This is a genomic window from Modestobacter marinus (assembly GCF_019799945.1).
Lineage (GTDB): Bacteria > Actinomycetota > Actinomycetes > Mycobacteriales > Geodermatophilaceae > Modestobacter > Modestobacter marinus_B.
This window is the reverse complement of record NZ_JABGCH010000004.1, coordinates 103376-126484: the sequence shown is the minus strand read 5'-3', so window position 1 is coordinate 126484 and position 23109 is coordinate 103376. Positions and strand designations below refer to the sequence as shown.

At 75.0% G+C, this 23109-nt stretch carries 19 protein-coding genes and 3 pseudogenes; 11 read left to right on the top strand and 11 right to left on the bottom strand.

What is annotated here, in order from left to right:
* Nucleotides 1-57: 57 nt before the first annotated feature.
* From HK417_RS05715 to HK417_RS05700, 4 genes are all read right to left on the bottom strand, one after another.
* Complete coding sequence (locus HK417_RS05715) at nucleotides 58-873, bottom strand: ATP-binding cassette domain-containing protein (RefSeq protein ID WP_222264271.1); 816 nt, start codon at nucleotides 871-873, stop codon at nucleotides 58-60.
* Between the two features lies 1 nt (nucleotide 874).
* Entirely contained in the window at nucleotides 875-1936 is a 1062-nt protein-coding gene (locus HK417_RS05710) for an ABC transporter permease (protein ID WP_222264270.1), read from the bottom strand.
* A gap of 69 nt (nucleotides 1937-2005) precedes the next feature.
* On the bottom strand, nucleotides 2006-2986 hold the full coding sequence (locus tag HK417_RS05705) for a substrate-binding domain-containing protein (protein WP_222264268.1): 981 nt from the start codon (nucleotides 2984-2986) through the stop codon (nucleotides 2006-2008).
* A gap of 304 nt (nucleotides 2987-3290) precedes the next feature.
* Nucleotides 3291-4487, bottom strand: a complete 1197-nt coding sequence (locus tag HK417_RS05700) for a Gfo/Idh/MocA family protein (RefSeq protein WP_308123400.1) — start codon at nucleotides 4485-4487, stop codon at nucleotides 3291-3293.
* Nucleotides 4488-4640: 153 nt separating this feature from the next.
* On the opposite strand from HK417_RS05700, the gene HK417_RS26085 reads away from it, so the two are divergent.
* The gene (locus HK417_RS26085) at nucleotides 4641-5240 is read left to right on the top strand and encodes a TetR/AcrR family transcriptional regulator (RefSeq protein ID WP_222264266.1); all 600 of its coding nucleotides are present in this window, start codon (nucleotides 4641-4643) and stop codon (nucleotides 5238-5240) included.
* Between the two features lie 87 nt (nucleotides 5241-5327).
* Entirely contained in the window at nucleotides 5328-7001 is a 1674-nt protein-coding gene (locus HK417_RS05690; protein ID WP_222264263.1) for an MDR family MFS transporter, read from the top strand.
* Nucleotides 7002-7054: 53 nt separating this feature from the next.
* Here the strand turns inward: HK417_RS05690 and HK417_RS05685 are convergent, their stop codons facing one another.
* Both HK417_RS05685 and HK417_RS05680 read right to left on the bottom strand, forming a co-directional pair.
* A complete protein-coding gene (locus HK417_RS05685) occupies nucleotides 7055-8071 on the bottom strand; it encodes a zinc-dependent alcohol dehydrogenase family protein (RefSeq protein WP_222264262.1) in 1017 nt (338 codons plus the stop codon).
* An 84-nt stretch (nucleotides 8072-8155) separates the two neighbouring features.
* Nucleotides 8156-8635: an IclR family transcriptional regulator domain-containing protein gene (locus HK417_RS05680; protein WP_222264260.1), complete on the bottom strand. Its 480-nt coding sequence runs from the start codon at nucleotides 8633-8635 to the stop codon at nucleotides 8156-8158.
* Nucleotides 8636-8658: 23 nt separating this feature from the next.
* Here HK417_RS05680 and HK417_RS25065 point away from each other — a divergent pair, with 23 nt between their 5' ends.
* The 8 genes and pseudogenes from HK417_RS25065 to HK417_RS26080 all read left to right on the top strand — a co-directional run bounded on the left by HK417_RS25065 (nucleotide 8659) and on the right by HK417_RS26080 (nucleotide 16879).
* Nucleotides 8659-8868 carry a hypothetical protein gene (locus tag HK417_RS25065; protein WP_261325949.1) on the top strand — a complete coding sequence of 70 codons (210 nt, stop codon included), beginning with the start codon at nucleotides 8659-8661 and terminating at the stop codon, nucleotides 8866-8868.
* 38 nt (nucleotides 8869-8906) lie between these two features.
* A pseudogene (locus HK417_RS05675) lies at nucleotides 8907-9788 on the top strand (DUF3500 domain-containing protein); the annotation flags it as partial.
* Nucleotides 9789-9894: 106 nt separating this feature from the next.
* A pseudogene (locus tag HK417_RS25060) lies at nucleotides 9895-10080 on the top strand (FAD-dependent oxidoreductase); the annotation flags it as partial.
* Nucleotides 10081-10297: 217 nt separating this feature from the next.
* The gene (locus tag HK417_RS25055) at nucleotides 10298-11542 is read left to right on the top strand and encodes an FAD-dependent monooxygenase (RefSeq protein WP_308123399.1); all 1245 of its coding nucleotides are present in this window, start codon (nucleotides 10298-10300) and stop codon (nucleotides 11540-11542) included.
* 187 nt (nucleotides 11543-11729) lie between these two features.
* Entirely contained in the window at nucleotides 11730-12755 is a 1026-nt protein-coding gene (locus tag HK417_RS05665; RefSeq protein ID WP_222264256.1) for a 3-oxoacyl-ACP synthase III, read from the top strand.
* Nucleotides 12752-15310, top strand: a complete 2559-nt coding sequence (locus HK417_RS05660; protein ID WP_308123398.1) for an alpha/beta fold hydrolase — start codon at nucleotides 12752-12754, stop codon at nucleotides 15308-15310. The genes HK417_RS05665 and HK417_RS05660 overlap by 4 nt, the downstream gene beginning before the upstream one ends.
* Nucleotides 15307-16269 (top strand): NAD-dependent epimerase/dehydratase family protein, encoded by a 963-nt coding sequence (locus tag HK417_RS05655; protein WP_222264254.1) that lies wholly within the window; start codon nucleotides 15307-15309, stop codon nucleotides 16267-16269. Before HK417_RS05660 ends, HK417_RS05655 begins: the two co-directional genes overlap by 4 nt.
* Nucleotides 16160-16879, top strand: a pseudogene (locus tag HK417_RS26080) (prolyl oligopeptidase family serine peptidase). Before HK417_RS05655 ends, HK417_RS26080 begins: the two are co-directional and overlap by 110 nt.
* A gap of 12 nt (nucleotides 16880-16891) precedes the next feature.
* Here the strand turns inward: HK417_RS26080 and HK417_RS05640 are convergent.
* The 4 genes from HK417_RS05640 to HK417_RS05625 are packed head-to-tail and all read right to left on the bottom strand — an operon-like array spanning nucleotide 16892 to nucleotide 20948.
* Nucleotides 16892-17647: a carbon-nitrogen family hydrolase gene (locus tag HK417_RS05640; protein ID WP_222264250.1), complete on the bottom strand. Its 756-nt coding sequence runs from the start codon at nucleotides 17645-17647 to the stop codon at nucleotides 16892-16894.
* On the bottom strand, nucleotides 17644-18834 hold the full coding sequence (locus HK417_RS05635) for a pyridoxal phosphate-dependent aminotransferase (RefSeq protein ID WP_222264248.1): 1191 nt from the start codon (nucleotides 18832-18834) through the stop codon (nucleotides 17644-17646). Before HK417_RS05635 ends, HK417_RS05640 begins: the two co-directional genes overlap by 4 nt.
* Before the next feature lie 42 nt (nucleotides 18835-18876).
* On the bottom strand, nucleotides 18877-20088 hold the full coding sequence (locus tag HK417_RS05630; protein ID WP_222264247.1) for a low temperature requirement protein A: 1212 nt from the start codon (nucleotides 20086-20088) through the stop codon (nucleotides 18877-18879).
* Nucleotides 20089-20105: 17 nt separating this feature from the next.
* Nucleotides 20106-20948 (bottom strand): NmrA family NAD(P)-binding protein, encoded by an 843-nt coding sequence (locus tag HK417_RS05625; protein WP_222264244.1) that lies wholly within the window; start codon nucleotides 20946-20948, stop codon nucleotides 20106-20108.
* A 57-nt stretch (nucleotides 20949-21005) separates the two neighbouring features.
* Here HK417_RS05625 and HK417_RS05620 point away from each other — a divergent pair, with 57 nt between their 5' ends.
* Complete coding sequence (locus HK417_RS05620; protein WP_222264242.1) at nucleotides 21006-22073, top strand: Gfo/Idh/MocA family protein; 1068 nt, start codon at nucleotides 21006-21008, stop codon at nucleotides 22071-22073.
* Between the two features lie 20 nt (nucleotides 22074-22093).
* On the opposite strand, the gene HK417_RS05615 is transcribed toward HK417_RS05620, so the two are convergent.
* Nucleotides 22094-23035 carry a hypothetical protein gene (locus HK417_RS05615; RefSeq protein WP_222264240.1) on the bottom strand — a complete coding sequence of 314 codons (942 nt, stop codon included), beginning with the start codon at nucleotides 23033-23035 and terminating at the stop codon, nucleotides 22094-22096.
* Between the last annotated feature and the right edge of the window lie 74 nt (nucleotides 23036-23109).

The window sequence follows — 23109 nt, the reverse complement described above, 5'->3', positions numbered from 1 at the left end:
GCCGGGACCGCAGGGGGCGGCCGCGCCGGCCGCGGTCGGCGGCCGGCGCGGCGCGCTTCAGCGCTTGAGCTCGTGGGAGAGCTCGGCGAGCTCCTGGCCGCCGGCCATCTCGCCGGTGAGCTCCTCCAGGGTCACCTCGGAGCGCTTCTTGTCCAGCACCCGCCGGCCCAGCTTCAAGATGATGAAGTGGTCGCCCACGAGGTAGGCGTGGTGCGGGTTGTGGGTGATGAAGACGACGCCCAGACCGGCGTCCCGGGCCGCCGCGGTGTACTTCAGGACGACGCCGGACTGCTTGACGCCCAGCGCCGCCGTCGGCTCGTCCAGGATGAGCACCCGCGCGCCGAAGTAGACCGCCCGGGCGATGGCCACGCACTGCCGCTGACCACCGGAGAGCGTGCCGATCGGCTGGTTGATGTCCTTGACGACGATGCCCATCTTCTGCAGCTCGGCGTCGGCGATCTCGCGCATGGCCTTGATGTCCAGCGGCGCGAGCGGGTACTTCCCCTTGCGGATCTCCGAGCCGAGGAAGAAGTTGCGCCACACCTCCATGAGGCCGACGACCGCGAGGTCCTGGTAGACGGTCGCGATCCCGGCGTCGAGCGACTCCCGCGGCGAGCCGAACTTCCGCTCCTGACCGTCGACCTTGAGGACGCCCTCGGTGTGCCCGTGCAACCCTGAAATGATCTTGATCAGCGTCGACTTGCCGGCGCCGTTGTCGCCCAGCACGCAGGCGACCTCCCCGGCGTTCACGGTCAGGTTGACTCCCTCGAGCGCGCGGATGGCGCCGTAGCTCTTGCCGACGCCCTCCATCTCCACCAGGGGCACGCCCTTGGCCAGGCCCGGGTCGGCATGTTCAGCGATCGTGTCCGTCACGTCATCTCCTCCCGGCTGCGTAGTTCTTGATGTACAGGTTGACCATCACGGCGAGCAGCAGCATCAGGCCCAGGAAGGCGCGGAACCAGTTGGGGTCCCAGCCGGCGAACACGATGCCCTGGTTGGTCATGCCGAAGATGAACGCGCCCAGCGCCGAGCCGACCGCGGAGCCGTAGCCGCCGGTGAGCAGGGCGCCGCCGACGACCGAGGCGATGATGTAGATGAACTCGTTGCCGACGCCGAGGCCGGCCTGCACGGTGCTGAAGTTGAACAGCAGGTGCATCCCGAGGAACCAGCCCAGGAAGGCCACGCCCATGAACAGGCCGATCTTGACCTTGCGCACCGGGACGCCGACCGCGCGGGCGCTGGCCGCGTTGCCGCCCGAGGCGGTGACCCAGTTGCCGGTGCGGCTGCGCAGCAGGATCCAGGTGCCGATGGCGACGAACGCCAGCCACCACAGCACCGTCACCTTGACGGTGATGAAGCCCAGGGGGATGTCGGAGGCGAAGATCGCCCGCCCCGCGTCGAACCCGTCCAGCCGGCTCGCGTTGGGCGTCGCGACCGTCCCGGTGATCAGCTTCGTGACGCCGAGGTTGACGCCCTGGAGGATGAAGAAGGTGGAGAGCGTGATGAGGAAGCTCGGGATCCCCGTTCTCACCACCAGGTACCCGTTGACGAAGCCGATGGCCAGCGCGATCGCCAGGCTGACGATCACCCCGACCCAGATGTTCAGGCTCAGCTGGTAGCTGAGCATCGCGGCGGACAGCGCCGCGGTGGTCACCGCGACACCGGCGGACAGGTCGAACTCGCCGCCGATCATCAGCAGGGCGACGCCGACGGCGACGATCCCGATGGTGGACGAGGCGTAGAGGACCGTCGCGAGCGCGGGCAGGGTGCGGAACGGCGGGGCGACGGCGTAGAAGAACCCGAAGATCACGATCGCCGCGACCAGCGCGCCGACCTCGGGACGACCGAGGACCCGGGAGATCAGGGATCGTTCGGCGCGGCCCGGCGGTGCGGCCGCGGGCGCGGTGGGCGGCTTGGCCACCACGGATGAGCTCATGGCGTGCTCCAGACTCGGAGGGACGGTGTGGCGGAGGGAGCCGGGCCACCCCGGCTCCCTCCGAGCGGACTACCGGGTGTTGTTGTTGGCGTACTCGACGATCGGGCCGATGTTGCTCTCGTCGACGATGGACGGACCGGTCAGGACCGGGCCACCACCGCCGATGTCGTTGCCGTTGGTCAGGTTCAGCCACAGCGCCGTCACGGCCATGTAGCCCTGCACGTAGGGCTGCTGGTCCACCGAGAAGGCGATGTCCCCGGCCTCGATGGCCTCGGCGACGTCGGCGTTCAGGTCGAACGTCACGACGTTGGCCTGGCTGCCCGAGTCGGCCTTGGCCTGTCCGGCGGCGAGCGCGATGTCGGCGCCGAGGGTGACCACGTTGGTGATCGAGGCATCCTCCTGCAGCTTGGCACCGATGGTCTGCTGCACCGCCGGCAGGTCACGGCCGTTGACGTAGAGGACCTCGGTGTCGGGGTAGGTCGTCGCCACACCGGCGCAGCGGGCCTCGAGCTGCACCTGACCCTGCTCCTGGATGACGCAGACCGTGTGGCCCGGGGTCTGCTCGGTGATACGGGTGCCGACCGTCTGCCCGGCGAGGTCCTCATCGGAGCCGAAGTACATGCCGATGCCGTAGTTCGTGTAGTCGTTGATGCCGGCGTTGAACGCCACCACGGGGATCCCCCCGTCGACCGCCTTCTGGACGTTCGGCCCGATGGCGTCGGGGGTGGGCAGGGTGGTCGCGATCCCGTCCACGCCGCTGTCGATCGCGTTCTGGATGAGCGTCGACTGCTCGCCGGCGTCCTGGTTGTTCGAGTAGTTGAGGGTGATGTTGTGGTTCGCGGCGGCGGCCTCGGCCCCGTTGCGGATCTTGTCCCAGAACGTGTCGCCGGGGGCCTCGTGGGTCACCATCGCGATGGTGTACTCCTCGCCCTCGGCCGCGGCGCCACCCCCCGCGTCCTGAGCGCCGCCCTCACTGCTGCAGGCGGTGACCACGAGTCCCAGGGCGGAGAGCGCGACCAGGGTGCGCAGCCGCCGACGGGTGCCGGTCATCGGGTCTTCCTCATCGAAGCGTCCCTTTCTTCCGCGGCCCACCGGGCGGTGACCGCCTGTCGGAGCGGGTGGGTCCGGCGACCGGTTCCCGCGGCGGTACGCCTGGGCCGGGCCGGCAGCGACGGGGGTCCGGCGCTCCGGGGAGAGGTGCCTTCCCGGAGCAGCTGGGGACGTCCCGCCCCACCTCCATGTACTGACAAACTGACATGAGCAATGTGACAGGGGCAACAGTGAGCGTCAAGGTCCCGGCGCGTCCGACCCTCTGGCCGGGCGCGTGCACCCACCGCACGGCCGGGCTCATGGCTCAGTCCGGCCCGATCGCCAGCCAGCGGCCGCCGGCGGCGGACTCCGCGGCGGCGTCGAGGACCTGCTGGGCGCGCACCGCGTCGGCGAGGCCTGCGGCGCGCTGCACGCCGTCGGCGATCGAGCACAGGAACGCGTGCGCCTCGACCACCTTGAGGTCGTCGTAGCTCATTGGGTTCGCCGCCCCCGGCTGGAAGGCGCCGTAGGCGCCCGCGGCGGGCCCCACGAACTCGGTGGTCACGGACTGGTCCTGGGCCGCGGAGCCGGAACTGGTGAGCAGCTCCCCCATCCGTCGGAAGTCCCACGACAGCGAGCCGGCGGTGCCGTGGACCTCGAACCCGTAGTCGTTCTGCGCCCCCACGGCGACCCGGCTGGCCTCCAGCACCACCCGCGCGCCCGAGGCCAGCCGCAGCAGGCAGCCGACGTAGTCGTCGTTCTCGACCGGCCCCAGCTCCCCGCCGCCGCGGGCGTGTCCGGTCGTCTCGGCGAGCGGGCGGGCGCGCTGGGTCAGGAACACCGCCGTGTCCGCCGAGATCGCCACCACCTCTCCCAGCAGGTGCCGGACCAGGTCGATGCCGTGGGACGCGAGGTCGCCGAGGACGCCGCTGCCCCCGCGGGCCCGTTCGTACCGCCAGGTGAGCGCACCGTCCGGGGAGGCCGCGTAGTCGCTGAACAGCCGGACCCGGGCGTGCGTCACCTGCCCGATGCCACCGGCGGCGATGATCTCCCGGGCCCGGTCGACGGCCGGGGCGTGCCGGTAGTTGAAGCCCACGGCCGCCTGCACGCCGGCCGCGGCGACCGCCGCGGCCACCGTCGCCGCGTCGTCCGTGGTCAGTCCGACCGGCTTCTCGATCCACAGGTGCTTGCCGGCCTGGGCGACCGCAGCCCCCACCTCGCGGTGCAGGTCGTTGGGCAGGGTGACGCTCACGGCCTGCACCTGCGGGTCCGCGACGGCCGCTCGCCAGTCCTCGGTGGCGCGGGCGAAGCCGTACTGGGCGGCGGCCGCGGCGGCGCGCCCGGGCACCGCGTCGGCGGCGACCACCAGGTGCGGGACGCGGGGCACGTCCGGGAAGTGGTGACGCACCCGGACGTAGGCCTGGGTGTGCACCCGGCCCATCCAGCCGAGGCCGACCACCGCCACGCCCAGGGCGGACGCCTCCCCCTGGGGGTCCGGCGCTGCGCTGCGGTGGACATCCACGGCCGTTCCTCCCGGTTCGGGGAGATCAGGGCGCGGAGTCTAGTTCCGCAACGGCACCGGGAGACGCCCTCCGGTCACCGGACCGGCTTCCGGCGCGCCGTGCAGACTCTGCATACTTGCGCAGTCTGCAAGAAAGGCGGAGGATCGCGCCTCGTGACGAGCGGGCGAAGGGAGCGCAAGAAGCTGGCCACCCGGCTCGCCCTGCACGAGGCTGCCCTGCGGCTCGTGGCCGAGCGCGGGCTGGACGGGGTCTCGGTGGACGACGTCGCCGCGCGGGCCGACGTGTCCCCGCGCACGTTCTTCAACTACTTCTCCTCCAAGGACGACGCCGTCCTCGGCCTCGACCCGGGCCTGCCGCAGCGCCAGGCCGCGGAGATCCGCGCACGCCCGGCGACGGAGACCGCCGTCGAGGCCCTGCGCGCGGTGACCCACGCCCAGGCGGCGGAGATGGCCGCCGAGTCCGACCTCTGGCCGCTGCGCGTCACGGTCATCGAGGCGCACCCGGCGCTCGTCGGCCGGCTGGCCGCCGCGTTCGGCGAGTCCGAGCGGGTCCTCGCAGCCGCCCTCGCCGACCGCACCGGCACCCAGGTCGACGCCGACCTCTACCCGATGCTGCTGGCCGGTGTCGGGGCCGCCGCGATGCGCACGGCACTGCACCGCTGGTTCGCCACCGACTTCACCGCCTCACTGCCCGATCTGGTCGACGAGGCCTGGGCCCTGGTCGCCGCCGGCCTCCCGGCGCCACCCCGCTGACCCACCGCACCAACCCGGCCCCGTCCAGAGGCTCACCCCGAGGTACGAGGGGTGACGAGGACGGGGTCCTTACCCGAGGAGCACCCCGTGCACGCCCCGCCCAGCCCCACTGACGCGCCGCCGATCGTCCTGACCCGGCGGCGGGTCAACCTCATCTTCTCCGCGCTGCTCGCCGGCATGCTCATGGCGGCCCTGGACCAGACCATCGTCTCGACCGCGATGCCCACGATCGTCGGGGAGCTCGGCGGGGTGTCCCACATGGCTTGGATGACCACCGCGTACCTGCTGGCCACCACGCTGGTGATGCCGGTCTACGGGAAGTTCGGCGACCTGTGGGGCCGCCGCAACCTCTTCCTGATCGCGATCGGGCTGTTCACCCTCGCCAGCCTGGGCGCCGCGATGTCCCCGGACTTCACCTGGCTGGTGATCTGGCGGGGCGTGCAGGGCCTCGGCGGCGGCGGGCTGATGATCCTGTCGCAGGCGATCATCGCCGACATCGTCCCGGCCCGGGAGCGGGCCAAGTACATGGGCCCGATCGGTGCGCTCTTCGGCCTCAGCGCGGTCGCCGGCCCGCTCGTCGGCGGGTTCTTCACCGACTCGGCCAGCCTCGGCTGGGAGTGGTGCTTCTGGATCAACGTGCCGGTCGGTTTGGCCGCGTTCGCCATCGGCTGGTTCGCGCTGGCCCTGCCCCGCAAGCGCAACACCACGCCGCTGGACTACGCCGGCATCGTGACGCTGTCGGCCACCACGACGTCGCTGGTGCTGTTCACCGACTTCGGCGGCAGTGACGGCTGGGGCGACCCGGTGACGCTGGCGCTGCTGGCCGCGTTCGTCGTCTCCGCCGTGGCGTTCGTGCTGGTCGAGCGGCGGGCAGCCGAGCCGATCATCCCGATGACGCTGTTCGGCAACCCGACCTTCGTCGTCGCCACCGCGCTGGGCATGGCGGTCGGGCTCGGCATGTTCTCGGCGATCGCGTTCATGCCGACGTTCCTGCAGATGAGCTCCGGGCTCTCGGCCGCCAACTCCGGCCTGCTCATGCTGCCGATGACCGCCGGCATCATCCTGACCATCCAGGGCTCGGCGGCGTTCATCCTGAGGACCGGCCGGTACAAGGTCTTCACGATCGCCGGGGTCGCGGTGATCCTCGCCGCGCTGATCTGGATGACCTCGCTGTCCGGCAGCACCTCGCTGTGGACGGTCGGCGCGATGTTCTTCCTGCTCGGAGCCGGGCTCGGACTGATCATGCAGAACGTCGTCCTGGCGGCGCAGAACGCCGTCCCGGCGAGCCAGATCGGCACCGCCACCTCGACGAACAACTACTTCCGCGAGGTGGGTGCCACCCTCGGTGTCGCCGTCTTCGGCACGCTGTTCACCAGCCGTCTCGCCGACAACCTGGTCGCCGCACTGACCGAGAACGCGCCGCAGGCCGCGCAGGCGGGGATCACCTCCGCCGAGACGCTCACCCCCGCGGCGGTCGACGCGGCCGGTGAGCCGCTGCGCACGGCGATCGTCGACGCCTACGCCAACAGCCTGGCGCCGGTGTTCTGGTACCTGGTGCCGATCCTGGGAGTGGCGCTCGTGCTCGCCTTCCTCCTCAAGGAGGTCCCGCTCTCCGACGTGGCCGGCATGGTCGCCCGGGGCGAGGCCGTGGAGTCCGAGGAGGAGCTCGCCGCGCTCTCGGCGCGGCCGGACGTCGAGGAGCCGGTCGTGGTGGAGCGGGTCGACGGCGACCGGGACGACGACGTGGCGCTGCGCGCCTGACGACGGGTGGACGACGGGGCCCGGGACCGGACAGGTCCCGGGCCCCGGTCCGCTCACGGCCGCAGGAAGGCCTTGATCGCGCGGCGCTCGTCCATGGCCCGGTACCCCTCGGCGACCTCGCCGAGCGGGAGCTCCAGGTCGAAGACCTTGCCGGGATAGATCTCGCCCCGCCAGACCAGGTCGATGAGGTCCGGCAGGAACCGGCGCACCGGCGCGGGACCGCCGTGCAGCCGCACCATGGTCGAGAACAGCCGCTGCCCGGTGATCTCCACGCCGTGCGGGACGCCGACGAAGCCGACGCCGCCGCCGGCGCGGGTCGAGCTGATCGCCTGGTCCATCGCCTCACCGGTGCCGACGCACTCCAGCACGGCGTCCGCCCCGACCCCGTCGGTGAGGTCCAGGACCCGCCCGACGCCGTCCTCGCCCCGTTCGGTGACGATGTCGGTGGCACCGAACTCGGTGGCCAGCTTCTGCCGCGGCTCGTGCCGGCTCATCGCGATGATCCGCTCGGCCCCCATCTGCCGGGCGGAGAGGATCCCGAGCAGGCCGACGGCGCCGTCCCCGACGACCGCCACGGTCATGCCGGGCCCGACCCCGGCCGCCACCGCGGCGAACCAGCCGGTGCCCATCACGTCGGAGAGCGTGAGCAGGCTCGGGAGGAGCTCCGGGCCCGGATGCTCGGGCGTGGCCACGAGCGTGCCGTCGGCGTGCGGCACCCGGAGCAGCTCGGCCTGGGCGCCGGTCATGCCCACCCGGTGGGCACACGCGCTCTGGTACCCGGCCCGGCAGTGCCCGCAGGTGTTGTCCGAGGCGATGAACGAGCCGATCACGAACTGGCCGGGCCGCACCGAGGTGACCTCGCTGCCGACCTCCTCGACCACCCCGCAGTACTCGTGGCCGATCGGCGACGGCTCGGCCACCTCGTTGAGCCCGCGGTAGGGCCACAGGTCGGAGCCGCACACGCAGGTGGCGGACATCCGGATGACGGCGTCGGTCGGCTCGACGACCACCGGGTCGTGGAGCTGCTCGATGCGGACGTCCCCGGGGGCGTGCAGGACGGCTCCTCGCATGTGCTGCTCCTCTCTGCTGACGCGTTGCCCCCTCCCCTTGCCCGCAGCGGGGCCGGCGGAAAACGATCCGTCGGGCCGAGGTGGTCAGCCGCGGGCGTCCCCGGCGAGGACGGCCGCGCCCGGGGCGCCGAGCCCGCGGGACACCGCCCGGGCCGCGGCCCGCACCGCGGGCTCCAGCATGCGCGGGCTCGCCCCGCCCGGCGGCACGACGACGGACAGCGCGGCCACCACCCGGTCCGCCGAGTCGCGGACCGGCGCGGCCACCGACACCACGGGCGCCGGGTTGCGCCGGTTGATGATCGCCACGCCCGAGCGCCGGACCTCGGCCAGCGTGCGGCGCAGCACCGCGGGCTGCGGCACCGGGTCCGCCGAGGCTCCCCGAGCCTGCCCCGCCAGGATCCGCTCCTGCAGCTCGACCGGCGCGTGGGCCAGCAGCACCCGCCCGACGGCGGTCATGTGCAGGGGGAGCCGGCCACCGACGCGGTAGTCGACCGGCACCGCCACCCGCGCGGACCGCCGCTCCACCAGGACTGCCTCCTCGCCCTCCCGGACGGCGAGCAGCACGACGCGCGGACGGGGGCCTGACCGTGTCCGGTGAGTACCGCCAGTACCTGTTCCCGCTGGACCACCCGCGGCTGGCCGGCGTCCGCGGCCTGGACCCCTACGCCTACCGCGAGGTGGCCTCCCACGGCGGCACGTTCACCGGCGACCTGGTCGCCGGCTGGCGCCCGCTGTACCGCAACGAGTTCCGCGGCATCACCGAGGACGGCACGCTGCGGGAGGGCCTGTACCGCTGACCCCGGCCGAGCCCGGCGAGCAGGCCCCGGTCGAGCAGATGGTCGCCGCCGCCCGCGAGCTGCTGGCCGCCCTGGACGACGACGGCCGCAAGCGGATCGCCCACGACGTCGACGACGTGGAGTGGCAGACCTGGGCCAACCCCGAGTTCCTGCAGTTCGACACCGGGCTGCGGCTGGAGTTCCAGCCCGCCGAGGTGCGCGAGAAGGCCCTCGCGCTCGTGCGCGCCTCCCTGAGCCCCGAGGGCTACGAACTGGCGCACGGGATGATGCTGGTCAACGGCTTCCTCGGCGAGGTCGTCGACCTGCCCACCGTGCTCAACGAGTTCAGCTACAACATCGCCCTCTACGGCGAGCCGGACCCGGTCGCCCCCTGGGGCTGGCAGCTGTTCGGCCACCACTGCGCACTCAACTGCCTGGTGGTCGCCGGCCGGATGGTGCTCTCCCCGGTGTTCCTCGGCGCCGAGCCCAACGAGATCGACGCCGGCCCGCACGCCGGGCTGCGCGCCTTCGACGACCGCATCGCCCTCGGCCGGCAGGTGATGACCGCCCTGCCCGAGGCGCAGCGGCGGCAAGCCACCGTCTACGAGCAGATGGTCGACCCGGCGATGCCGCCCGGCCGGGTGCACCCCGGCGACGAACGGCTCCTGGCCGGCGCCTTCCAGGACAACCGGGTGATCCCGGTCGAGGGCGTCCGGGTCGCCGACATGCCCCCGGCCGCCCGCGCACTGGTGCTCGCCCTCGTCGAGCGGTTCGTCCTGCTGCTCCCCCGCGGGCCCCGGGCCGCGCGGATGCGGGAGATCGCCGAGCACCTGGACGACACCTGGTTCAGCTGGATCGGCGGGCACGCCCCCGGCGACGTCTTCTACTACCGCGTCCAGTCCCCCGTGGTGATCGCCGAGCTCGACCACCACTGCGGCGTCTTCCTCGACAACGACACCCCCCAGCCCTTCCACGTGCACACCGTGCTGCGCACCCGCACGGCAACGACTACGGCCGGGCCTGGGTCCGGCACTGGCAGGAGAACCGATGAGCACCGTGCCCGCGATCGACCGGCCCACCCCGCCGCCCCCGACCGTCCCCGTGCTGGTGATCGGCGGAGGCCCCAGCGGGCTGGCCGCCGCCCTCGAGCTCGGCCGGCGGGGCGTCGAGGTGCTCGTCGTCGAACCCCGCACGCAGCGCGACGCGCTCCGCCCGCGGGCCAAGACCACCAGCGTGCGCACCATGGAGCACCTGCGCCGGTGGGGCCTGGCCGACCGGCTGCGGGCCGCGGCGCCGCTGCCGGTCGAGCACGCCCAGGACGTCGTCTTCTGCACCGGGCTGTTCGGCACGGAGATCGTCCGGTTCCCCCGAGGCGTTCGGGCTGACCCCCGAGCGGCGCGAGCTGTTCGCCGAGGCCGGCCAGCAGGCGCCGCAGCCGCTGGTCGAGGAGGTGCTCCGCGACGCCGTCCGCGAGCTGCCGACGGTCACCCTCGCCGAGGGCTGGCGCGCGGTCGAGGTGGTCGACGGAGCAGAGGCCGCCCGTGCCGTGCTCGAGGCCCCGGACGGCGCCCGGCACCTGGTCACCGCCGACTGGCTGCTGGGCTGTGACGGCAGCAGCGGCGTCACCCGACGGGCGATCGGTGCCCGGTACCAGGGCTCCTCCGGCACGTTGCCCAACCTCAGCATCACCTTCCGCTCCCGGGACCTGGACACCCGCGAGCTGTGCGCGCTCGGCGTGCACTACTGGGTGATCGGCGCCCGGCACGGCGGGCTGATGGGCCGGCTGGACCTGCAGGGCACCTGGTGGGCGATCGTCCAGGGCGTCGACGGCACCGCCGCGGACGTCGACCCGGCCGCGCTGGTGCGGGAGCTGGCCGGCGCGGACGTCGACGTCGACGTGCTGGCCACCGACCCCTGGTCGGCCCGGATGCTGCTGGTCGACCGGTACCGCGGGCAGCGGGTGTTCCTGGTCGGCGACGCCGCGCACCTGAACCCGCCGTGGGGCGGGCACGGCTTCAACACCCGCGTCGGGGACGCGGTCAACCTGGGCTGGAAGCTCGGCGCCGTCCTGGCCGGCTGGGCACCCGAGTCGCTGCTGGACAGCTACGAGGCCGAGCGCCGCCCGGTCGCCGAGCGCACCATCGGCGCGGCCGGCGCGCAGGAGGCCTTCCTCGCCCCGGCGTTCGCGTCCGGCGACCTGGACGCCGACACCCCCGACGGCGCGGCGCTGCGCGCCGCGCTGGCCGAGGGCCTGCAGGTCAAGGAGCCGGAGTTCCACAGCCTCGGCCTGGTGCTGGGCTACGACTACCCGGAGTCCCCCGTCGTCGTCCCCGACGGCCGGCCGGTGCCCGGCCCGGAGCTGGTCGCCTACACCCCCTCGGCCCATCCCGGCGCCCGGCTGCCGCACACCTGGCTGCCCGACGGCCGGTCGGTCTACGACGCGCTGGGCCCGGAGTTCACGCTGCTGGTGCTCACCCCGGACGTGCCCGACGGGCTGCCGGACGCCGCCGCCCGGTTGGGGGTGCCGCTGCGGGTCCTCGACCTCGGCGCCGTCCCGGGGCTGCGCGCGCTGTACGGCGCCGACCTGCTGCTGGTCCGCCCGGACCAGCACGTCGCCTGGCGGGGCGACGGGGCGGAGGACACCGTCGCCCTGCTCGCCCGGGTGGTGGGTGCCGCCGCAGCCGCTCCCGTCTGAGCCAGGACGGCGTCGCGCCCCGCTGACCAGCGCGGGCGCGTCGGCCCGCGCGGGGACGTCCAGGTCCGTGGTGTTGACTGCCTCATAACGCCAGGCGGCATCAGCGGTGCCGGGTCGGGGTAGCGCCAGTCCGATCCGGCCGGTGCGCGATCCCCTGGAGCCGGCTCCCCTCGGACTTGGACACTGCATGAGCGGCAACGCGACCCACCGGTTCACCAACACCTCGATCCTCGCTGTCCAGACCGTGGACGCCACCCAGGTCGTGACCTCGGCCGACTTCGACGCCCAGCTCACCGACACCTACCGGCGGGTGGGCCTGCGGCCGGGCCTGCTGCAGCGGCTGGCCGGCATCGAGGAGCGCCGGTGGTGGGCCGACGGGGTCACGTTCGTCGACGGGGCGGCCACCGCGGGGGCCAAGGCGATCAGCGAGAGCGGCGTCGACCCGCAGCAGATCGGGCTGATGGTGAACACCTCGGTGAGCCGCAAGTGGCTCGAGCCCTCCACCGCGGTCGCGGTGCACGCGGCCCTGGGCCTGCCCAGCTCCTGCCAGAACTTCGACATCACCAACGCCTGCCTGGGCTTCGTCAACGGCATGGGGCTGGCCGGGGCGATGATCGACTCCGGGCTGATCGACTACGCGCTCGTGGTGGACGGCGAGGACGCCCGCCCGGTGCAGGAGCAGACGATCGCCCGGCTGCAGAGCGGGGAGACGACGTCGAAGGACGTGCTCGCGCAGTTCGCCACCCTCACGCTCGGCTGCGGCGCCGCGGCGATGGTGCTGGGGCGCACCGACCGGCACCCGGAGGGCCACCGGCTGGTCGCCTCGGTGACCCGGGCGGGCACCGAGCACCACGAGCTGTGCGTCGGGGACAACGACGTGATGCGCACCGACCTCAAGGGCCTGCTCGACGCGGGGCTGCAGCTGTCCGAGGACATGTGGGCCGAGGCGTCCGCGGAGTTCGACTGGTCGCGGGGCATGGACCGCTACGTCGTCCACCAGGTGTCGAAGGTGCACACCGCGGCGATGTGCGAGCGGCTGGGCATCGACCCCGGCCGGGTACCGATGACCTTCCCGACGCGCGGCAACCTCGGCCCCGCCTCGGTGCCGTTCACCCTGGCCAGCCAGGCCGACGCGCTGGCCGACGGCGACCGGGTGCTGCTCATGGGCATCGGGTCGGGCCTGAACGCCTCCTGCCTCGAGATCGCCTGGTGAACTCCGCTCCCCTTCTCCCGGCCGGCCTGCCCGGCGTGGACCCCGCGTGGTCGCGCACCGTGGTCGTCGCCGACGCCACCGGCGCGAAGCACACCTGGCACCTGCTCGACAACGGCGTCCGCGACCCGGTCGGCACCCTGCTGTGCGTCCACGGCAACCCCACCTGGTCCTACCTCTGGCGGCGGCTGGTCGCCGCCGCCCCGCCGGGCTGGCGGGTCGTCGCCCCGGACCAGCTCGGCATGGGCTTCTCCGACCGGCTGCCCGAGCCGCGCGCGCTCGCCCAGCGGATCGACGACCTCGGCGACCTCACCGCCGCCCTGGGCATCACCGGCCCGGTGGTCACCGTGGGACACGACTGGGGCGGCGTCGTCTCGCTGGGCTGGGCACTGGCGCACCGCGACCAGCTGCGCGGCGTGGTGCTGGCGAACACCGCGGTCGCGATGCCCGAGGGCGACCTCGGCCCGGCGCTCATCCGGCTGGCGCACGCCCCCGGCGTGCGGGCCGCGGTCACCGTCGGGACGCCGGTCTTCGTCCGGGTCACCACGGCGCTGTCCCGACCGCCGCTGCCGGCCGCCGTCCGGAACGCCTTCGCCGCGCCCTACGCCGGCCGGGACCGGCGGCGGGCGGTCGGGGACTTCGTCGCCGATATACCGTTCCGCCGCGACCACCCGTCCCGGGTCCGGCAGGAGGCGGTGGCCGAAGGCATCCGCTCGCTGGACGTCCCCGCGCTGCTGCTGTGGGGCCCCCGCGACCCGGTGTTCGGCCAGCGCTACCTCGACGACCTGCGGCAGCGGATGCCGCACGCGGCGCTGCACCGGTACGAGGGCGCCTCGCACCTGCTGCCGGAGGACGCGCCGCAGTACGCCCGGGCGGTGGCCCAGTGGGTCACCGACCTGGACGCCACACCTCCGGCACCCGCCCTCGCGGGGGACACCGCCGAGCGCCCGTGGGCGGCGCTGGCCGCCCGCGCGGACGACGAGTCGCCCGCCGTCGTCGAGGTCGGCGGCGGCACGGTGAGCTGGGCGCAGCTGCACCGGCGGGTGGAGGACCTCGCCGCCGGGCTGCGCGCCGCGGGGCTGCGGCCGGGCGCGCGGGTCGGATTGCTGGTCGAGCCGTCCGCGGACCTCACCGCCGCGGTCTACGCGGTGTGGCGGGCCGGTGGCGTGATCGTCGTCGTCGACCGGGGGCTCGGCCTGCCCGGCATGCGGCGGGCACTGCGCGGCGCCTCGCTGGACGCGGTGATCGGCAGCGCGCAGGGCCTGGCCGCCGCACGGGCGATGGGCCTGCCCGGGCCGCGGTTCGCCGCCGGCCCGCTCCCCGCGCCGGCGCGCCGGGCGCTGGGCGTCGCGCACGACCTCGCCGAGCTGGAGGCACTCGGCCGGGCCGCCGGGCCGGCGCCCGACGTGTCCGCGGACGGCGACGACCGGGCCGTGCTGTTCACCTCCGGCGCCACCGGCCCGGCCAAGGGCGTGGTCTACACGCAGGCGCAGGTCGCCGCCCAGCTGGCGCAGGTGCGGGCGGCGTACGGGCTGACCGCCGCCGACCGGTTCGTGGCCGCGTTCGCGCCGTTCGCCGTCCTCGGCCCGGGGCTGGGCGTCGCCTCCTCGGTGCCCGACGTCGACGTCACCGCGCCCGGCACGCTCACCGCGGCCGGGCTCGCCTACGCGGTGCGGGCGGTCGACGCGACCGTCGTCTTCGCCGCGCCCGCGGCGCTCCGCCGGGTGGCCGCGACCGCCGGCGGGCTGACCGCCGAGCAGCGGACGGCGCTGGCCGGCGTGCGGCTGCTCATGTCCGCCGGCGCCCCGGTGCCCGCCGCGCTGCTGCGGCGACTGCGCGAGGTGCTGCCCGCCGCGGAGATGCACACGCCCTACGGGATGACCGAGGCGCTGCCGGTCACCGACGTCTCCCTGGAGGAGATCGAGGCCGCGGGTGCCGGCGACGGGGTCTGCGTGGGCCGTCCGCTGCCGGGGGTGGCGGTGCGGATCAGCCCGCTGTCGCCCACCGGGACCGCCGACGCGCCGCTCACCGCCGAGCCCGGGGTGACCGGTGAGGTCTGCGTCCGCGGCGCGCACGTCAAGGACCGGTACGACGCGCTGTGGGCCACCGAGCGGGCCGCCTCCCGCGACCCGGGCTGGCACCGCACCGGCGACGTCGGCCACCTGGACCTCGCGGGCCGGTTGTGGGTCGAGGGCCGGCTGCCGCACGTGGTCCCCACCGCGGCCGGGGTGGTCACCCCGGTCGGCGTCGAGCAGCGGGTGGAGCAGCTGGACGGCGTCGCCGCCGCCGCGGTGGTCGGCGTGGGCCCGGCGGGCACTCAGGCGGTCGTGGTGGTCGTCGTCCCGGACCGGCCGGGCCGACGGAGGTCGCTCGCCCCCGCGGCCCCGGCACTGGCCGACGCCGTCCGGGCCGCCGCGGGCACCGAGGTCGCGGCCGTGCTGGTCACCGACCGGCTGCCGGTCGACGTGCGCCACCAGTCGAAGGTGGACCGGACGGCGGTCGCGCGGCGCGCCGCCCGGCTGCTCGCCGGCTCCCGCACTCCCGCCCGCCACCGGTGAGGGTGCTGGTCACCGGCGCCAGCGGGATGCTCGGCCGGGTCACCGCGCAGGCGCTGCTGGCGCGTGGCGACGAGGTGACCGTGCTGCAGCGCCGGCCGGCCGGGCTGCCGTGCCGGGAGGTGCTGGGCGACGTCGCCGACCCCGGCGCCGTGCGGCGGGCGGTCACCGGGCAGGACGCCATCCTGCACCTGGCCGCCAAGGTCGACGTCGTCGGCCCGTGGCCCGAGTACGCCCGGGCCAACGTGGTCGGCACCCGGACCGTGCTCGGCGCCTGCCGCGCGGCCGGGGTGCCCCGGCTGGTGCACGTCTCCTCCCCCTCGGTCGCGCACGCCGGCGCGGCACTGACCGGGGTGGGGGCCGAGCCGGCCGACCCGGCCACCGCCCGCGGCAACTACGCCCGGTCCAAGGCGCTGGCCGAGCGGCTGGCGCTGGCCGCCGACTCCGCGTCCCTGGCGGTGCTCGCGGTGCGCCCGCACCTGGTCTGGGGGCCCGGCGACACGCAGCTGGTCCAGCGGATCGTCACCCGGGCGCGGTCCGGGCGGCTGCCGGTGCTGGGCACCGGCGCCGCGCTGATCGACACCACCTACGTCGACAACGCCGCCGCGGCGCTGGTCGCGGCCGTCGACAGCGAGGCCCACGGAGAGCCGCTGGTGGTCTCCAACGGCCAGCCGCGACCGGTGGCCGAGGTGCTCGCCCGGCTGTGCGCGGCCGCCGGCGTCCCGGGCCCGCGCCGGCACCTGCCCTTCCCGGTCGCCTGGGCGGCCGGCGCGGTGGTCGAGGGCGTCTGGACGGCGACCGGACGGCGCAGCACCCCCCCGCTGACCCGCTTCCTCGCCGAGCAGCTGGCCACTGCCCACTGGTTCGACCAGCGCCGCACCCGCGAGGCGCTGCGCTGGCGGCCGGAGGTTCCCCTCGAGGAGGGCTTCGCCCGCCTCGCCGCCTGGTACGCCGCCCGCTGACCCCAGGGGGCAGAAGTGGCCACTTCTGCCCCTCGGGCGAGAGGTCAGGCGGGCGAAGGCCGCGGTCCGCTGGCTGCGGGCCCGCGCCGGCGAGCTGGGCGTCGATCCGGACCGGATCGCGGCCTGGGGCGAGTCGGCCGGCGGGCACCTGGCCGAGCTGCTGGGGCTGACGGCGGGCGATCCGGAGCTCGAGGGCGCCGCCGGGTTGACCGGCCCGTCGAGCGCGGTGTCCGCCGTCGTCGCCTGATACGCCCCCAGCGACGTCGCGGCCGTGGCGGGCGACCAGGGCATCGACCCGTGGTCGCCGGACAGCCGGGAGGCGCAGCTGCTCGGCGCGCCACCGCCGTCCGTGCCATGGCTCGCCGCGCAGGCCAGCCCGGTCAGCCACGTGTCGGGGGACGCGCCGCCGTTCCTGCTGCTGCACGGCCGGGCGGACCGCTTCGTCGGGTGCGGGCGCAGCGAGCGGCTGCACGACGCGCTCGCCGCCGCGGGGGCCGAGGTGGAGCTGCACACCTACGCCGGCGCCGACCACATGTGGCTGGGCGCACCCGACGCCGCGCGCGACGCACTCGACCGCACGACCGCGTTCCTCACCGCCCGCCTCGGCTGAGTCCGGGGCCGGTCAGCCGCGCCGGTCGGCGAGGAAGGGGAACCGGTCGCGGGTGGCGGCCACCTCGGCCGGGTCGACGTCGGACAGCACGATCGTCTCGGTGCCGGACGCCGTCGCGAGCAGCTCCCCCATCGGGCTGACGATGCGGCTGTCACCGGCGTGCGCAGTGCCGTCCCCGGCCGTGCCCACCCGGTTGCAGCCGACCACGTAGGCCTGGTTCTCGATGGCCCGGGCCTGCAGCAGCGCCTGCCAGTGGTGCCGGCGCGGGCTCGGCCAGTTGGCCGGCACCAGGTAGAGGTCGGTGCCGGCGGCGGCGTTCCAGAAGACGTCGGCGAAGCGGAGGTCGTAGCAGATGAACGGGGTGATCCGCAGACCGCCGACCTCGACCGTCACCGGGCCGGTGCCCGGCCGGAAGCGGTCGCGCTCGTCGGCGAACGGGTGCAGCTTGCGGTACCGGTGGGTGGTGCCGTCCGGGCCGGCCAGGACGAAGGAGTTGTACGGCAGCTCGCCGTCGTCCGCGGTCTCGGGGCAGGTGCCAGCCACCCACACGCCGTGCTCCGCGGCCTGCGCGCCGAGGAACTGCGACGACGGGCCGCCCTCGGGCTCGCCGATGCCGGGGGTCATCGAGAAGCCGGTGGAGAAGGTCTCGGTGAGCAGGACGAGCTCCGCCCCGGCGCCCACCGCCCGGGCGACCTGCGGGGCGAGGCGCTCGAAGTTCGCCTCGCGGTCCTCCCAGACGATGTCGTGCTGCACCGCTGCGATCCTCATCGCATCCTCCCCAGCCGCTGCGCCGCCTCGGCGAGCACGTCGTCGGTCTTGCAGAAGGCGAACCGGACCAGGTGCCGGCCCAGGTCCGCGTCCGCCGGTTCGTAGAACACCACGGTGGGGATGGCCACCACCCCGGCACGCTCGGGCAGCGACCGGCAGAAGGCCCAGCCGTCGCCGTCGAGCTGCACCGGGCGGACGTCGACGGTGGCGAAGTAGGTCGCCTGCGGGCTGACCACCGGCAGCCCGGCCGCCGCGAGCCCGGCGACCAGCAGGTCCCGCTTGCGCTCCAGGTCGCGGGCGATGCCGGTGAAGTACGCGTCGGGCAGCCGGAGCCCAACGGCGATCGCCGGCTGGAACGGGCCGCCGTTGACGTAGGTGAGGAACTGCTTGGCGGTGCGGACGGCGGACACCAGCGGCGCCGGCGCGCACACCCACCCGATCTTCCAGCCGGTGGTGTTGAACGTCTTGCCGCCGCTGCTCACCACCAGCGTGCGCTGCCGCATGCCGGGCAGCGTGGCGATCGAGACGTGCTCGGCGCCGCCGAAGACCAGGTGCTCGTAGACCTCGTCGGTGAGCACCAGCAGGTCCGCGGTGGTCGCCACCTCGGCGAGCAGCGCGAGCTCGGCGCCGGTGAAGACCTTGCCCGTGGGGTTGTGCGGGGTGTTGAGCAGCAGCAGCCGGGCGTGCGGGGTCACCGCGGCGCGCAGCTCGGCCTCGTCGAACGTCCAGGGGCCGGCGTCCCCGGGCGGCGGCGGGCGCAGCGGCACCGGCCGCGGCACCCCGCCGGCCATCGCCACCGCGGCGGCGTAGCAGTCGTACATCGGCTCGAACAGCACGACCTCGTCGCCGGGGTCGAGCAGCGCGAGGAGCGCGGCGGTCAGCGCCTCGGTGGCCCCCGCGGTGACCAGCACCTCGACGTCCGGGTCGTAGGAGAGCCCGCGGAAGCGCAGCTGGTGCTCGGCGATCGCGGTCCGCAGCTCCGGCAGGCCCGGGCCGGGCGGGTACTGGTCGTGCCCGGTGCCGATCGCGGCCCGGGCGACGTCGAGCACCTCGGCGGGGCCGGGCTCGTCGGGGAAGCCCTGGCCGAGGTTGATCGCCCCGGTGGCGACGGCCAGGGCGCTCATCTCGGCGAACACCGTCGTCCCGAAGCCCTGCAGCCGCGACGACAGGAAGGGCGCGCGGATCATCCCGCCATCCTGCACCCCGGCGTCCCGCCGGACGCCGCCGGCTCAGACCGGGTCGACCTCCAGGTCGCCGGTCGCCCGCTGCACGGTGCCGACGACGACCACCGCGACCAGCAGCGCGGCCAGCGCGCCGACAACCACCACCGCCGGGAGCTCGATCAGGACGTCCAGCGCCGCGATGGCCGCGGCGAGCAGCGGCCACAACCACCCGCGGCTGCCGCCCGTGGCCATGCCGGTGTTCCGCAGGCTGACCGCCGCCAGGTACAGCGCCACCCCGCCGGCCAGCAGCACGCGGGTGATCAGGGGCACGTCGCCCTGCCCGCTCTCCAGCACCGCCAGCTGGATCCCGGCGCCGATCCCGGCGAGGGCCAGGGCGACGGGCAGTTGCCCGAAGACGTACACGTCGTGGGCCCGTTCGCTGCGCTCGCCACCGGCCTCGGCGAGCAGCCGCTTGGCGCCCGCGCCCGCCAGGTCGAAGTGGCTCCACCACAGCGCGGCGGCGAGCACGAAGGACACCGCCCCGACGGCCACCGCCTCCGCCGTCCAATGAGCCTCGTACAGGCCGTGCGCGACGGCGGCGACGGACTCGCCGAGCACCAGGATGACGAACAGCGCGAAGCGCTCGGGCAGGTGCTCCATGTGCAGCGGGACGGCGGCCGACGCCGCGGTTGCCCGCAGCGGAGCTGCCACCTCGACCGCGATGGCCAGTCCCCAGAGGACGAAGCAGACCGGCGCCGGGACGGCGATGGACACCGCCCACAGCAGGCCGCCGACGACGAGCGCCACCAGGTACGTGCGGGCCAGCGGCCGCGCCTCCTCGACGTGCCGGTGCACCCGGGCGTACTGCAGCACCAGCACGACCCGGAGCAGGACCTGGCAGCCGGCGAACAGGCCGAGCCGCTCGCCGGTGGCCTCCGACGCGGTGGCCGCCAGCCCGACCACCGCCGCCATGCTCGCCAGCTTGTACAGCCGGAAGACGACGTCGTCGTGGTCGAAGCGGTTGGCGTACAGCGTGGAGCTGACCCAGGCCCACCAGACGGTGGCGAACAGGCCGGCGAAGACCGCCACCCCGTGTGCGGACACGTCCTCACGGAGGGCGGTGGACAGCTCGGCCACGACCAGCACGAAGGCCAGGTCGAAGAAGAGTTCCAGCTTGGACGCCGATCGGTCCTCGTCGGTCTTGAGGCTCGGTGGCCGCACCAGCCCGGCGGAGCCCACCGAGCGGAGGGTCCTGCGGACAGAGATCCGGTCGGCCATCACCCGGCCGTACCCGCTCAGCCGACCTCAAGCACCTGGGCCGGCGTGCGGGCGGAGTGCCCGGTGAGGTCGGCGACCGCCGTGCTGACGGCGGCCATCTCCCCCGCGGCGATCGCGGTGTAGGTGGACACCCAGGCGTCCACCTGCCAGGCCGGGGCGCCGTAGCCGGCCCGGGACGCGTACGCCTCCTCGACCGTCTCCGGGTGGTAGGTGACCCGCCGCCCGGTGACCGCGGTGAGCGTCCCGGCCACCTCGGTGAGGGTCAGCGCCTCCGGGCCGGTGAGGTCGTAGGTCGCCCCGGCATGGCCGGCGGGCGCCCGCAGGACGGCGGCGGCCACGTCGGCGACGTCGTCCTGGGCCACCGCGGCGACCCGCCCGTCCCCGGCCGGGCCGCGGATGACGCCGTCCGCGCCGACCATGGCCGGGAAGAAGTCGCTGTACAGGTCGTCGCGCAGGAAGGTGGCCGCCGGCAAGAGGTCGCGGATGTGCTGCTCGGTCGCCCAGTGGTCGCGGGCGAGGGTGAAGGTGGCGTCCGGGGCGGCGCCGACGAACGAGACGTACACGAGGTGCTGGACGCCGGCGGCCGCGGCGGCGTCGACGAAGGTGCGGTGCTCGTCGACCCGGTCGGGGGCCTCCGCGGCCGACACCATGAGCGCCGTGGCGATGCCGTCCAGCGCGCGCCGCACCGCCTCGCCGTCGGCGTAGGACGCGACGACGACGCCCGCCCCGGGCAGCCGCGGCGCCCGTGCCGGGTCGCGCACGAGCAGCCGCTGGGCGACCCCGGCCGCGGCCAGGCGGGTGGCGACCCGCCCGCCCAGCCGGCCGGTCGACCCGGTGACGGCGATCGGGGCGGTGGTCATCGGCGGCTCCTGGGACAGCGGGTGCGCGGGAACGGTCGTCGTCCTAGCCTGCCCGGCATGACCGCGCCGCTCATCGCCCGCCCCGCGCTCCTCGACGCCGATCCGCTCACGCCCACGGGACGGCCGGTCCGCTATGGCGTGGTGGCGACCGGCACCATCGCCGCGAAGGTCACCGCGGACCTCGTGCTGCTGCCCGACGCGGTGCTGCAGGCGGTCAGCTCCCGGGACGCCGGGCGGGCCCGGGCGTTCGCCGAGCGGTTCGGCGCGGCCTCCTGGTACGCCGACGAGGAGGCGCGCACCGGCATCGAGGCCCTGATCGCCGACCCGTCGGTCGACGTGGTGTACATCGGCACCCCGCACGCCCAGCACGCCGCGGTCACCCGGGCGGCGCTGCTCGCGGGCAAGCACGTGCTGTGCGAGAAGCCGCTGACGGTCAACACCCGGGAGGCCCTGGACGTCATCGGCCTGGCGCGGGAGCGGGGGCTCTTCCTGATGGAGGCGGTCTGGACCCGGTTCCAGCCGGCGATGCAGCGGGCGTTCGAGATCGCCGCGTCCGGCGAGATCGGCGAGGTGCGCTGGGTCGCCGCTGAGACCGGGTTCCCCGCCCCGGCCGACCCGACCGCCCGCATCTGGGCACGGGCCGACGGCGGCGGCGCCCTGCTCGACCTCGCCGTCTACCCGCTGCTCTGGGCGTGGGGAACCCTCGGGCGCCCCGACTCGGTCACGGCGGTGGCGACGCTCACCGAGGAGGGCGTGGACGCGCAGAACGCGATCACCCTGCAGTACGCCTCCGGCGCGCAGGCGCAGCTGACCACGTCCCTGCTCGCCCGCTCCCCGCACACCGCGCTCATCTGCGGCACCGACGGCTGGATCCGCTCCGACGGCGCCGACACGGTCTGGCGGCCCACCCGGCTCGACGTGCAGGCCGGCGACGCCGCCATCCGCACCGAGACGTTCCCGGTCATCGGCGAGGGCTACCCGTTCGAGCTGCGCGAGGTGACCCGGTGCGTGCAGCAGGGGCTGACCGAGAGCCCGACCATGCCGCTGGACGACTCGCTGGCCACGGTGCGGTTGTTCGACGGGATCCGCGCCCAGCTCGGGGTGGTCTACCCGAACGACCACTGACCCCGCCCGGCCGCGACCGGTCAGCGGGGCAGGCGCTCCCCGTGCCGGCCGGTGGCCACCACCGGGACGGCGAGCTCCTCCGGCAGGCTGCTCGCCAGCGACGCGAGCGCCGAGCCGATCTGGTCGGTGAGCCGCTGCAGCGACGCCTGGGTCTCCTCCCGGCGGCGGGCCAGCCCGGCCAGCTCGCCCCGCACCGCTGCCACCTCGGCGGCGGCCGCGGCGGCCAGCTGCTCACGGCGGTCCCGGGCCTCCTGGTCCAGCTGGGTCCGCCGGCGGGTGGCCTGCTCGTCCGCCGCCCGGCGCGCCCGGGCCGCCGCCTGGTCCAGCCGGCGCCGCTCGACGGCCGCCTGCTCGGCCACCGCGTCCGCGTCCGCGTGCGCCCGTTCCACCACCTCCGCGGCCTGCGAGAGCATCTCCTCGGCACGCTCGTGCGCAGCCGCCGCGGCCGCCTCCCGCTCGCGGGCCCGCTGCAGCGTCGCCGCCGCCGCATCGCGCGCCTCCTCCAGCAGCGCGTCGGCCTCGGCGGCCCGGGCGGCGGCCCCGGCCTCGGCCTCCTCGGCGACGACCTGCAGGATCCGGCCGACCCGGTCGGACAGCAGCAGCGCCTCGCGCCCGGCCGCCGAGCGCTGCAGCTCCTCCCGGGTGCGCCGCAGCTCGGCCCAGCAGGCGGCGAACCGGGCCGCCAGGTCGTCGCACGTGCGCCGGACGGTGCGCAGCTCGGACTCGGCCCAGTCCACGTAGTTGTCGACCTGCAGCCGGTCGTAGCCGCGCACGTGCAGCCGGAACAGCGGTTCGGGCTGCAGGACCGTCTCCAGGTCGCCCCGCAGGTTCGGCCGCCGGGGTGGCGCCGGGGCGGGGGCGGGCGGGCCCTCGGGCGGGGCCCCGGGCGGGACGTCGTCCTGGCGGACGACCTCCGAGGCGACGGTGTTCCCCTCGACGGTGACTTCCTGCGCTGCCGACATGCGTTGCTCCCCCTGCACGTTGGTGCGGACAGGGTGGCCGCGCCGAGGCCCGCGCGCCAGGCATCTGCTCCTGG

Bases quoted from the DNA above. Each gene is read 5' to 3' on its own strand.
- HK417_RS05630 (WP_222264247.1), bottom strand. From the start codon at position 20,088: ATGGCCGACCGGATCTCTGTCCGCAGGACCCTCCGCTCGGTGGGCTCC.
- HK417_RS05710 (WP_222264270.1), bottom strand. From the start codon at position 1,936: ATGAGCTCATCCGTGGTGGCCAAGCCGCCCACCGCGCCCGCGGCCGCA.
- HK417_RS05620 (WP_222264242.1), top strand. From the start codon at position 21,006: ATGACCGCGCCGCTCATCGCCCGCCCCGCGCTCCTCGACGCCGATCCG.
- HK417_RS05705 (WP_222264268.1), bottom strand. From the start codon at position 2,986: ATGACCGGCACCCGTCGGCGGCTGCGCACCCTGGTCGCGCTCTCCGCC.
- HK417_RS05640 (WP_222264250.1), bottom strand. From the start codon at position 17,647: ATGAGGATCGCAGCGGTGCAGCACGACATCGTCTGGGAGGACCGCGAG.
- HK417_RS05625 (WP_222264244.1), bottom strand. From the start codon at position 20,948: ATGACCACCGCCCCGATCGCCGTCACCGGGTCGACCGGCCGGCTGGGC.
- HK417_RS05665 (WP_222264256.1), top strand. From the start codon at position 11,730: ATGAGCGGCAACGCGACCCACCGGTTCACCAACACCTCGATCCTCGCT.
- HK417_RS05635 (WP_222264248.1), bottom strand. From the start codon at position 18,834: ATGATCCGCGCGCCCTTCCTGTCGTCGCGGCTGCAGGGCTTCGGGACG.
- HK417_RS05615 (WP_222264240.1), bottom strand. From the start codon at position 23,035: ATGTCGGCAGCGCAGGAAGTCACCGTCGAGGGGAACACCGTCGCCTCG.
- HK417_RS05685 (WP_222264262.1), bottom strand. From the start codon at position 8,071: ATGCGAGGAGCCGTCCTGCACGCCCCCGGGGACGTCCGCATCGAGCAG.